The organism is Pseudobutyrivibrio sp. (assembly GCF_017471675.1).
GTDB lineage: Bacteria > Bacillota > Clostridia > Lachnospirales > Lachnospiraceae > Pseudobutyrivibrio.
The window spans coordinates 1-11,395 of the sequence record NZ_JAFUSK010000013.1 but is presented as its reverse complement, the minus strand read 5'-3'; the positions used below and the strand labels follow the sequence as shown (position 1 = coordinate 11,395).

Sequence of the window (11,395 nt, the reverse complement as noted above, 5' to 3'; positions counted from 1 at the left end):
CAAAAGAAATAATTGAAAAACTTTTGCCATGGTCAAAAGAAATCCCAGACGAAATAAAAGCTCCTTCAAACTGCTAATTTAAGCGGTTCGAGGGAGCTTTTTAATATCCTAACACCGTAAGCTGTAACTACGCTTACATTTATATAATGATAAAGATAGAATAGAATTCTGCAAAAAATATTCAAATACTGACGCCATTATTATTAGTGGAAGATATGAGGTTGTAGTATCAGAATTACATCTTAACTATAAACATCTATCATATTTTTCAAGAACTGAGGATAATTATACGGATGTTTTTGATTACATGAAGGATGGTAAATCTTATATATTGTATCTTGGAAAGAGGTCAGATTCTGAAAAAATAATAGATGCTTTGGAAGATAAAAATATAAAAGTACAAAATTTGTCTTATGAGACTGATTTCTATTATACTTACAAAATAAATAAACTTAAATAGAGGGAATAATGATGAAAAAGAAAATACTTGGCTTTCTTTTATTAGGAACGATTATAATTAGCAGCTTCGCTGGTTGCAGTTCTGATAATAAAGGTGAAGATGGTAATATTGAAACTGTTAAGGGTGGTGTAAAAATTATTGATCATCCACTGGAGGCTACAGTTGATGGTGAGGTTAGATGTACAGGAGCATTCCCGGAAATCAAATTATCAGAGGAGTATCAAAAGAAATATCCAAAGCTTAATGACAAGATAGATGAGCAAAATGATTATTGGAGTAGTGGTACTCACGAATCTGTAGAGGCTTATGCAGTTGGGGCGGCTGAGGATAACACTAAATATTATGATAATGCTAAAATCGAACTTAAGAGATTTGATGATAGATTATTTTCGATAATTTACCGTGATGATTTCATGTTTGACAGTGATGAAGAGACCAACTGGATTATAACCTTTAATTATGACGTGGCTACAGGAGAGTTAGTTAAGCTTTCTACAGTTGTAACAGATGAAAAAGCTTTTGCAAAGATTGTTAGAGAAAAGCTAGACGAGAAGTATCCAAAGTTTAAGGGTACTTATGACGACTACTTCTGTTCGGATTGTGCTGATGAAGACCCATTCATTTACAAGCTAAATAATGATACGTTTAACTGGCTTTTAACAGAAAAGGGATTGGCTTTATATTTTTCAGATTATGAAATCGCTTCTACTGGGATAAGGACACAGATGAATATGTAGCAAGCTTTGATTTATCGTTAATATGCAACGGACCAGATGAGGAATCCGATGATATATCATCTGCTAATCAATTTATAAATTGGGTTCAGGTAGTTGATAACACACTTTACGCATCAATTGGACATAATGGCTATTCGTCAGAGGAACCATGGTCAAATTATATGGTTGCTATTGATATGAAAACTAAGAAGCTATTATGGCGAAGTGAACCTAATGTAAGCAATTTCAACAATTTTAAGATAGTTGATGACACAATTATTTGTGGATACGGATTTACAGAAGAACCTGATTATTTATATCTACTTGATAGGTATACAGGCGATAAAGTAGAAGAAATTAAATTAGATTCTGCACCTTATCAGTTTGAGGTAAGGGATGATATTCTATATGTGGCAACATATAATACAGCTTACGAATTCGCAATTAAGCATTAAAAGTTTATAGACAAATAATTTAGTAATTATTTATAATGTAAGTAAGAATTTTTGTATTGGGGTATAGACATGAAACTTTTACAAACGACATTTAACAAATTTTTTACACAAACAATAACTCGTTGGGATATCAAAGATTGTGCTGCCATATTCCATGTATTTGTTCCATTTAATATGCAGGACAATATTAATAAAACAAATGAAGTGAGAAAGGTTTTAGCTTTTTTCTATCCAGATATTCCTGTAATTGGTTGCAGTGCAACAGGAGAAATCTTTAATGGAACCATGTGCGACCATGAGATTGTTGTTTCTGCAATGGTTTTTGAGGATCCTGATACCAGAGTTGAGATTTGTCCTTATTATGCCATTAAGGATCAGGTAGAGATGGATGACCTCCTTAATATGGCAAAGGAGACACCTGATTTAAGAGGTGTAGAAATTATTACAGCAGCTCCATATCAGCCTTTAGAGGCAGCCAGGGAATATATAGATCAGCTTTCAGAGAACATAGAGGTATTTGGAAGCGTTGCTGTTGGTGATGATTTTCAAAAAGCTTTTATCTTTGCTGATGATTATGGTTACAGTAAGGATAGTTCTGCCTGTGTACTATACAGTGGTAAGGAACTGCACATGTATACAGATAGAATGTTTGGCTGGAAGGCAATCGGTTATCCGCTTACGGTTACACGCTCCGAAGGGGACATTGTGTACGAGTTGGATGGCAAGCCTGCATACGATGTATACAATCATTATCTTCATATTCACAAGGACAGTAATTTCTTTTACGATGCTTTACAATTTCCTTGGGAAGTACAGGTGGATGAATCTACTACCTATATTCGTCATGCTAAATCTGTTAATGCTGACGGCTCAATTCGTATGTCTACAAATATCCCTCAGGGAGCTAAGATTCGCATCAGCTACGGCGAACCTAGACGAATTATGAATCATACTAAAGAAACAGTAATAAAGGCTTTAGAATTCGCACCTCAAGCCATGTATATTGTTAATTGTATGGGTCGTAAGCTGTTTTGGAATGATAATTATGATATTGAAATATCCGAAATGTCTAAATACGTTGAAACTACAGGCTTTAGTGCCTTAGGTGAAATATTAAGGTTTAAAGGTACAACTGTACTTAACAATCTTTCTGTAGTATTTGTTGCTATGAGAGAAGGCCCAATTCTTAGCAAACCAGATGTAGACATTAATGAATATAATTATGGCTCTAATATGTCCTTGACTCATAGGCTTGCTGTATTTATCAATACCATTACAGAAGAGCTGATGGAAAAAAATGAGCAGCTAACAGAAATGCTTTATAAATCATCACATGATACGCTTACAGGTCTTCTTAACCGTGGCGCTATAGAACAAATTATCATTGATGCAACTAATGATGAAGAGGGAATCTATAACAAATGGCATTTAATTATGTTCGATATTGATGACTTTAAACGAGTTAATGATACTTTTGGTCATAGTGAAGGGGATAATACTTTAAAAACCTTGTCTGAATATCTGATTAATGAAATCGCTGTCATTTCTAATGTAAAAGTTGGACGTTGGGGTGGCGAAGAATTTATGATATTTGCCAGCGACTATACAGATGATGAAATCCTTGATATTGCTGAAAAAATCAGAGCTAATATTAAAGGACTACCTATTGATAAGAATCATATTTCAGTTAGTATCGGTGTGACAAAGCATAAACCTAATGAAGAAGCACTTGTTACTATTGATAGAGTTGATGAACTTTTGTATCTTGCCAAGGATAAAGGCAAAGATAAAGTTTGTAGCGACATATCAAACTAATATTATCTAATATAATAATTGCAAAAAATGTATTTAAATTACCGCCTCAAAGCCTTATGTTGACTTTGAGGCACTTTTTAAGTATAATAACTTTAGTTCTTTATCACACTAAAGTGCGAGGTGAGAAAATGAAAAATTTAACTTTACATACTCCAGAGGGAGTTCGAGACATTTATAACAGCGAATACGAGGAGCGTTTAGAGGCACTTTACAATCTTAGAAAGTGCTTTAAGGATGCTGGCTATATGCCGATATCTACACCAACCTTTGAATATTTTGATACATTCTCAAAGGAGGTAGGTTCCTGCAAATCTAATGAGATGTTTAAATTCTTTGATAGGGATGGAAACACCTTAGTTCTCAGGCCTGATATAACACCTTCTGTAGCTCGTGCTGCAGCAATGTATTTTTCTGATACAGATGAAGCTGTAAAGCTTTCCTACGAAGGCAATGTATTTATCAATTATCACAGCCTACAAGGTCGTTTAAAGGAAAGTACTCAGGCTGGCTGCGAATTTATTGGTGATAGCTCAGTTGATGCTGATGCAGAGATTCTTACAATCGTTGTAAACGCATTAAAAAAGATAGGGCTTAAAGAATTTGAAATTGGTGTTGGTCATATAGATGTGGTTCGCGGCCTTATTGAAGCAGCTAATTTAGATGATGTTCAGGAAGAAAAGCTTATCAATCTTATTTCAAATAAGAATTTCTTTGGAGCCAAGGAATTATTAGAGCAGGCAGAGGTTAGTAAAGGCTTAATAGAGCTTTTTGATATAACAGGAAAAATAATGAATTCTCCTAAGGAATGGAATTCATATCTTGATAAGGCAAAGAAATATAAAAAGGTTTATGATGCCTTGGAATATCTTACGAAGCTTTATGAACTGTTAAGTAAGAATGGTGTAATGGATTACATTTCATTTGAGCTGGGTATGATTTCTGAATACAAATACTATACAGGAATAATCTTTACTGGATATTCTTACGGCGTAGGGGAACCTCTTGTTAAGGGTGGAAGATATGATACACTTCTTAGTCATTTTGGAAAGGAAGCCCCTGCTATTGGATTTGCTATTACTGTTGACCAGTTAATGTTAGCACTAAAAAGAATCCCACTTGATGGGATGACTGATGAGGTGTAAAGATGAAAGAAAGATACTTAACCTTTGCCCTTGGAAAAGGGCGTTTAGCAAAAAAGACCTTAGAGCTTTTTGAAAGTATTGGTATCACCTGTGAAGAAATGAAGGATCCTAATACAAGAAAGCTGATTTTTACAAACGAAGAGTTGAAGCTTAGATTCTTTCTTGCAAAGGGACCTGATGTTCCAACTTATGTTGAATATGGGGCTGCAGACATAGGTGTTGTGGGAGAGGATACAATACTTGAAGAAAACAGAAACATCTATGAGGTTTTAGATCTTGGCTTTGGCAAATGTCGTATGTGTGTATGTGGACCAGCTGAGGCAGCTGAGCTTCTTAAGCATCACGAGCTTATCAGGGTAGCCAGCAAATACCCACGCATAGCAAAGGATTATTTCTACAATACAAAGAATCAAACTGTGGAAATTATCAAGCTAAATGGTTCTATTGAGCTTGCTCCAATAGTTGGATTGTCAGAGGTTATTGTAGATATTGTTGAGACCGGTTCTACTCTTAGAGAAAACGGACTTGTTGTACTTGAAGAGGTGTGTCCTCTTTCAGCCAGGATGGTAGTAAACCAGGTTTCTATGAAAATGGAAAACGAAAGAATTACAGAGCTTATTGAGAAGTTAAAGGGAGCATTAGAAAATGAGAAAGCTTAAGCTTACTAAAGATACAATTGATAATATTTTAGAATCACTTTTAAAAAGAAGTCCTAGTCAATACACTGAATACGAAAGTACAGTTAGTGATATCGTAAATACGGTACGACTTGAGGGTGATTCTGCTGTATTCGCATATACGAAGAAATTTGACGGAGCAGATATTAATGCAAGCAACATCGTTGTTACAAAAGAAGAAATTGAAGAGGCATATTCTTTAGTGCCAACGGAGCTTATAGAGGTTATCAGAAAAGCTCTTGTTAATATTGAAAAATATCATGCCAAGCAAAAGCAAAACAGCTGGTTTACATCTGAAGAGGGCATCATCCTTGGTCAAAAGGTAACACCACTTGATAAGGTTGGTGTGTATGTTCCAGGTGGCAAGGCTGTATATCCTTCATCTGTACTTATGAATGTAATGCCTGCAAAGGTTGCAGGGGTACCTAATATCTACATGACAACTCCATGTGATAAGGATGGCAAGGTTAATCCAAGTACTCTTGTTGCAGCTAACGAGGCTGGTGTTGATGTAATATATAAATGTGGTGGCGCTCAGGCTATTGCAGCGTTAGCCTTTGGTACAGAAAGTATAGCAAAGGTAGATAAGATTGTAGGTCCTGGAAATATTTTTGTTGCATTGGCTAAGAAGGCTGTTTTTGGATACGTATCAATCGATTCCATTGCAGGGCCATCAGAAATACTTGTGCTTGCAGATGAAACGGCAAATCCTACTTATGTAGCAGCAGATTTATTATCTCAAGCTGAGCATGATGAGCTTGCATCTGCAATCCTTGTTACTACATCAGCAGAGCTTGCTGAGAAGGTAGAAAGTGAAATTGAGCGTTTTGTAAAGATATTATCCAGAAAGGATATTATTAGTAAGTCACTTGATAACTTCGGATATCTGCTTATTGCTGAAAACAAAAAGGATGCAATTGACTGTGTTAATGCCATTGCATCAGAGCATCTTGAGATAGTTACTGCTAATCCATTTGAGGATATGACCTATGTTAAGAACGCAGGTGCAATATTCCTTGGACAATACTCATCAGAGCCTTTAGGGGATTATTTTGCAGGACCAAATCACGTGCTCCCAACTAATGGAACAGCCAGATTCTTCTCTGCACTTTCAGTAGATGATTTCATTAAGAAATCAAGCATTATTTCTTACTCAAAAGAAGCTCTTGAAGCTGTATATCCAGATATTGTCAAGTTTGCAAATAATGAGCAGCTTACAGCCCATGCAAATTCCATCAAAGTAAGGTTCGAAGATATTTAATTAGCTTTAAATATTTTTAATACTTTTGTATAATATATTTGGTTGTAAAAAATTATTTGGGGTGGAATATGTCTGAAGAAAGAAGAGCGAAAGTAGCTAGGAAAACAAAAGAAACAGATATTACAATAGATTTTTCTCTTGATGGAACAGGTCAGTGCCAGGTTAATTCTGGAATAGGTTTTTTTGACCACATGCTTGATGCATTTACAAGGCACGGATTGTTCGATATGGAAGCTAATATCAAAGGAGATTTACAGGTAGATTGTCATCATACTATTGAGGACACTGGAATCGTTCTTGGAAATGCAATCAAAAAAGCTTGTCTTGATAAAAGAGGTATTAAAAGATATGGCAGTTGCATTCTTCCCATGGATGAGACATTAGTCCTTGTAGCTGTAGATTTATCTGGCAGGCCATATCTTTCTTTTGAAGCAGAATTTCCTACAGAAAAAATCGGTTACATGGATACAGAAATGGTCAAGGAATTTTTCTACGCTATTTCATATTCAGCTGCTATGAATTTGCATATTAAGGTAATCACTCCAGGAAATTCACATCACATGGCAGAGGCTATTTTCAAAGCATTTGCTAAGGCACTTGATGAAGCTACAATTAAGGACAATCGCATCAAGGATGCCATGACTACAAAGGGAACTATCTAGATTTAAGGAGCATAACTATGGAACACAAAAATATTGTAGCCACCATCTATATTAAGGATGGAATGGCTGTTAAGAGTCCTACTGAATTAGAAGAAAAAAGTGACGTACTTGAGCTTGCATCAGTTTATGATGACAGCGGAATTGATAAAATCATTTGCTATGACCTATCATCGACAGATGAAGAGCATGAAAAGAATATTCTTGCTATCCGCGAGATTAATAGAAACATTCAGGTTAAGACAGCAGGTGGTGGTAATATCAAGCGTCTTGAGGATGTTAAAAAACTTCTTTACGCTGGCTGTATAGAGGTTATTCTTAATGGTTCTAAACCAGAGACAATTGATTTATTAAAGGAAGCATCAGCCAGATTTGGTGCTAACAAGATGTTAGTTAGCCTTTCTACAGTGGATTTCCTTTTTAAGACCAAAGATTTCTTGCAGGATAATGTACATGAGCTTCTTATTATGAATACCACACTTTTAGAAGGGCTTGAGAATATCACATCTATTCCTTATATTGTGCAGGTGGATGATTATGATTTTAATTATGTACTTAAGCTTCTTAAGTCTGATCAAATTCGCGGTATTTCTGGAGCTTGCATCAATGATACTAAAACAGACATCATGCAGATTAAAAGCGAGCTGTCTGATGCGGGCATTAAGATGGATAACTTTGAACCAAAGCTTTCATGGAGTGATTTAAAGCCAAACTCAGACGGTCTTGTTCCTACAGTAGTGCAGGATTTCCAGACTGGTGAGGTACTTATGGTGGCTTACATGAATGAGGAATCTTTAAATGCCACAATCCGTACTGGTAAGATGACATATTTTTCTCGTTCAAGACAGTCTCTTTGGGTTAAGGGTGAGACAAGCGGTCATTTTCAGTATGTCAAGTCATTGACTGCTGACTGTGATTTTGATACTATTTTGGCGAAAGTGTCTCAAGTTGGAGTTGCATGTCACACTGGCGCACCTAGCTGCTTCTTCAACGAGATAGTTAAAAAGGAGTATGTTGAGCGTAATCCGTTAAAGGTATTTGAGGATGTATATGCTATCATTATGGATAGAAAGGAACATCCTAAGGAAGGTTCTTACACAAATTATCTGTTTGATAAGGGCCTTGATAAAATCCTTAAGAAGGTTGGCGAAGAGGCTACAGAGATTGTTATCGCTGCCAAAAACCCTGATTCTGAGGAAACCAAATACGAGATATCAGATTTCCTGTATCACCTGATGGTGCTTATGGCTGAAAAGGGTGTCACATGGGAAGATATCACTTCGGAGCTAGCTCAAAGATAGGATTATATGAAAAAACTTGCTTTACCAGACGATATTTTGATGCAGATTGATAAGCCTGCACGTTATATCGGCAACGAATTTAATAGTGTAATTAAAAATCCAGCTGAGGTAGATATCAGGTTTGCAATGTGCTTTCCTGATGTCTACGAGGTTGGTATGTCTCACCTTGGAATAGCCATTCTTTACGATATGCTTAACAAGCGTGAGGATACATATTGTGAAAGGGTATATTCGCCTTGGCCAGATTTACATAATCTGATGAAGGAAAGGGATATACCTCTTTTTGCGTTGGAATCACAGGATCCAATTAAGGATTTTGATTTCATCGGTATGACACTTCAATACGAAATGTGCTATACAAACATCTTGCAGATTCTTGATTTAGCAGGGGTAGCGCTTTTATCTAAGGATAGAGAAAATGATGATCCAATCGTAGTAGTTGGAGGTCCTTGTGCTACAAATCCAGAGCCTATAGCAGATTTTGTTGATTTAGTTTATGTAGGTGAGGGTGAGACCAGCTATCCAGTACTTTTAGAGCTTTATAAAAAGCACAAGGCTGTCCACTTTGATAGAACAGCATTTTTACGTGAAGCTTCAAAGATTCCCGGCATTTACGTTCCTTCTTTATACGAAGTTACATATAAGGAAAGCGATGGAACCATCGAAAGCTTCAAACCTATTTACGATGATGTTCCAGCTAACATCGAAAGACAGGTTGTTAAGGATATGGATTCTTCAAGCTATCCTACAAAGATGCTTATTCCATTTGTTCGTGCAATCCAGGATAGAGTTGTACTTGAAATTCAGCGTGGTTGTATCAGAGGCTGTCGCTTCTGCCAGGCAGGTATGATTTATAGACCAAACCGTGAGAAATCTGTTGATGTTCTTAAGGCTCAGGCTAAGGATTTACTTGCAGCAACTGGACATGAGGAAATATCACTTAGCTCACTTTCTTCAAGTGATTATCATGCTCTAGGAGAGCTTATGGATTTCCTTATCGATGATTGCTTATCAGAGGGTGTTAATGTATCATTACCGTCTTTACGAATTGATGCATTTTCTCTTGATGTTATGTCTAAGGTTCAGGATGTTAGAAAATCTAGCATCACATTTGCTCCAGAGGCTGGTAGCCAGAGAATGCGTAACGTTATCAATAAGGGTCTTACTGTAGAAGATATCTTAGGCGGTGCCACACTTGCATTTAAGGGTGGCTGGAATAAGGTTAAGCTTTATTTTATGCTTGGTCTTCCTTCTGAGACTGACGAAGATATGAAGGCTATCCCACAGCTTGCCAACGATATTGCTGCTGCTTATTACGAGACTGTTCCTAAGGATCAGCGTCAGGGAAGATGCCAGATTACTATTTCTACATCATTCTTCGTACCAAAGCCATTTACACCATTCCAGTGGGCTCCTATGTACGAAGCAGGAGAATACTTACGTCGTGCCAAGGTAGTTAACGACGAAATGAAGGCACAGCTTAATCAAAAATCACTTAAGTACAACTGGCATCATTCAGATGTAACTGTACTTGAAGGTGTATTTGCAAGAGGCGATAGAAGACTTTGTCCTGCAATTTTAGATGCATATAATAGCGGATGCTTCTTTGATGCATGGGGCGAATATTTTGATTTCGATAAGTGGCTTGCTGCTTTTGAAAAGAACAATATTTCAATAGATTATTATGCTTACAGACAGCGTGATTTAGATGAAATTCTTCCATGGGATTTCATTGATTGTCATGTGTCAAAGGAATTCTTAAAGAGAGAATGGAATAACGCAATGAATGAAAAGGTTACTCCTAACTGTAAGATGGGCTGCAGCGGATGCGGTTCTGCAAAAATCGGATCGGGGGTATGTCACAATGCGCGTTAGAATTAGATTTGAAAAAACAGGAATTATGAGATATGTAGGCCATTTGGATTTGATGCGCTTCTTCCAAAAGGCTGTTAAAAGATCAGGCCTTCCAATCAGATATTCAGAAGGCTTTAATCCTCATCAGATTATGTCCTTTGCATCACCTCTTGGTGTTGGGCTTACATCTGAGGGTGAATACATGGATATTGATATTAAAGAAGAGGTTGCTTCTGCTAATGGGATTTCTTCTCTTAATGAGAACATGGTAGAAGGTCTTGCAATCACAAGCTTCAAATATCTTCCAGATAATGCTGAAAAATGTATGAGTGCTGTTACAGCTGCAAGCTACATTGTTACCTATAAGGACAGCAAGGATGATGCTTGCTACATCGAAAATATCTGTGATCTTAAAGAAAAATTCTTTGATGAGGCTGCAGCTATTAACATCGTAAAAAAGACTAAAAAGGGTGAGCGCGAGCTTGATTTAAAGCCACTCATTTACAGATTCAACATCGAAGTAAAAGATGGTGTACCTGTATACGATTTACTTCTTTCATCAGGAAGTACAGATAATATAAAGCCAGAGCTTGTTATTAAGGCATTTCATGAATATCTTGGCTTACCAGAATTTGATGAGCTTACACTTGATATTCATCGTGTAGATATGTTTACAGGTGAGGCTGATAGCTTTGTTTCTTTGGGAGACATAGGGGATGAGCGTTAATAAAGTAGTTATTACAAATGGATTATATCAGGACAAGGAGCTTAGGCTCCTTGTTTCTTTTGATGAATATGATAAGCCACTGGATTTAATTAATCTGGATGTTACAAAAGTTGGGGAAGTTCATCTTGCAACAGTTGAGAAGGTGCTTTCAGATATAGATGCTTGTATTGTAAAGCTTGACTCAGGTGATAAGGGTTTTATCGAAAATAGAAAGCTTAAGCCTGAAAGCTTTGTGACCCGTCACTCTGATAAAAAGCTTGTGTGCCAGGCTGACCAGTTTTATGTGCAAATTTCTCAGGACAGAAAGGGCGTAAAGCCTTATTCTTGT

12 protein-coding genes are annotated in these 11,395 nt (G+C 36.7%); all 12 read left to right on the top strand.

Going from position 1 to position 11,395, the window contains the following annotated elements:
- Positions 1-307: 307 nt before the first annotated feature.
- Positions 308-460 (top strand): hypothetical protein, encoded by a 153-nt coding sequence (locus tag IJ535_RS02165; RefSeq protein ID WP_294298217.1) that lies wholly within the window; start codon positions 308-310, stop codon positions 458-460.
- An 11-nt stretch (positions 461-471) separates the two neighbouring features.
- Positions 472-1,197, top strand: coding sequence for an RsiV family protein (locus IJ535_RS02160; protein ID WP_294298214.1), 726 nt, complete (start codon positions 472-474; stop codon positions 1,195-1,197).
- A 176-nt stretch (positions 1,198-1,373) separates the two neighbouring features.
- Entirely contained in the window at positions 1,374-1,631 is a 258-nt protein-coding gene (locus tag IJ535_RS02155) for a hypothetical protein (protein ID WP_294298212.1), read from the top strand.
- A 174-nt stretch (positions 1,632-1,805) separates the two neighbouring features.
- Positions 1,806-3,446, top strand: coding sequence for a sensor domain-containing diguanylate cyclase (locus IJ535_RS02150; RefSeq protein ID WP_294298210.1), 1,641 nt, complete (start codon positions 1,806-1,808; stop codon positions 3,444-3,446).
- 128 nt (positions 3,447-3,574) lie between these two features.
- Positions 3,575-4,588 (top strand): ATP phosphoribosyltransferase regulatory subunit, encoded by a 1,014-nt coding sequence (gene hisZ / locus IJ535_RS02145; RefSeq protein ID WP_294298208.1) that lies wholly within the window; start codon positions 3,575-3,577, stop codon positions 4,586-4,588.
- A gap of 2 nt (positions 4,589-4,590) precedes the next feature.
- On the top strand, positions 4,591-5,247 hold the full coding sequence (gene hisG / locus IJ535_RS02140; protein WP_294298206.1) for an ATP phosphoribosyltransferase: 657 nt from the start codon (positions 4,591-4,593) through the stop codon (positions 5,245-5,247).
- Positions 5,234-6,526, top strand: coding sequence for a histidinol dehydrogenase (gene hisD / locus IJ535_RS02135; RefSeq protein ID WP_294298205.1), 1,293 nt, complete (start codon positions 5,234-5,236; stop codon positions 6,524-6,526). The genes hisG and hisD overlap by 14 nt, the downstream gene beginning before the upstream one ends.
- A gap of 68 nt (positions 6,527-6,594) precedes the next feature.
- Complete coding sequence (gene hisB / locus IJ535_RS02130; protein WP_294292497.1) at positions 6,595-7,188, top strand: imidazoleglycerol-phosphate dehydratase HisB; 594 nt, start codon at positions 6,595-6,597, stop codon at positions 7,186-7,188.
- A gap of 17 nt (positions 7,189-7,205) precedes the next feature.
- The gene (gene hisIE, locus IJ535_RS02125) at positions 7,206-8,486 is read left to right on the top strand and encodes a bifunctional phosphoribosyl-AMP cyclohydrolase/phosphoribosyl-ATP diphosphatase HisIE (RefSeq protein ID WP_294298203.1); all 1,281 of its coding nucleotides are present in this window, start codon (positions 7,206-7,208) and stop codon (positions 8,484-8,486) included.
- A gap of 6 nt (positions 8,487-8,492) precedes the next feature.
- Positions 8,493-10,361 (top strand): TIGR03960 family B12-binding radical SAM protein, encoded by a 1,869-nt coding sequence (locus IJ535_RS02120; protein WP_294298201.1) that lies wholly within the window; start codon positions 8,493-8,495, stop codon positions 10,359-10,361.
- Positions 10,351-11,067: a TIGR03936 family radical SAM-associated protein gene (locus IJ535_RS02115; protein WP_294298198.1), complete on the top strand. Its 717-nt coding sequence runs from the start codon at positions 10,351-10,353 to the stop codon at positions 11,065-11,067. Before IJ535_RS02120 ends, IJ535_RS02115 begins: the two co-directional genes overlap by 11 nt.
- Positions 11,057-11,395, top strand: a 339-nt coding sequence (locus IJ535_RS02110; protein ID WP_294298195.1) for a hypothetical protein, incomplete at its 3' end; no start/stop codon positions are given. The genes IJ535_RS02115 and IJ535_RS02110, both read left to right, overlap by 11 nt.

Excerpts from the sequence above, each read along its gene's own strand:
- IJ535_RS02155 (WP_294298212.1), top strand. The coding sequence starts at position 1,374 with ATGAAAACTAAGAAGCTATTATGGCGAAGTGAACCTAATGTAAGCAAT.
- IJ535_RS02150 (WP_294298210.1), top strand. The coding sequence starts at position 1,806 with ATGCAGGACAATATTAATAAAACAAATGAAGTGAGAAAGGTTTTAGCT.
- hisD (WP_294298205.1), top strand. The coding sequence starts at position 5,234 with ATGAGAAAGCTTAAGCTTACTAAAGATACAATTGATAATATTTTAGAA.
- IJ535_RS02165 (WP_294298217.1), top strand. The coding sequence starts at position 308 with ATGAAGGATGGTAAATCTTATATATTGTATCTTGGAAAGAGGTCAGAT.
- hisB (WP_294292497.1), top strand. The coding sequence starts at position 6,595 with ATGTCTGAAGAAAGAAGAGCGAAAGTAGCTAGGAAAACAAAAGAAACA.
- IJ535_RS02120 (WP_294298201.1), top strand. The coding sequence starts at position 8,493 with ATGAAAAAACTTGCTTTACCAGACGATATTTTGATGCAGATTGATAAG.
- IJ535_RS02115 (WP_294298198.1), top strand. The coding sequence starts at position 10,351 with ATGCGCGTTAGAATTAGATTTGAAAAAACAGGAATTATGAGATATGTA.
- IJ535_RS02160 (WP_294298214.1), top strand. The coding sequence starts at position 472 with ATGAAAAAGAAAATACTTGGCTTTCTTTTATTAGGAACGATTATAATT.
- hisZ (WP_294298208.1), top strand. The coding sequence starts at position 3,575 with ATGAAAAATTTAACTTTACATACTCCAGAGGGAGTTCGAGACATTTAT.
- hisG (WP_294298206.1), top strand. The coding sequence starts at position 4,591 with ATGAAAGAAAGATACTTAACCTTTGCCCTTGGAAAAGGGCGTTTAGCA.
- hisIE (WP_294298203.1), top strand. The coding sequence starts at position 7,206 with ATGGAACACAAAAATATTGTAGCCACCATCTATATTAAGGATGGAATG.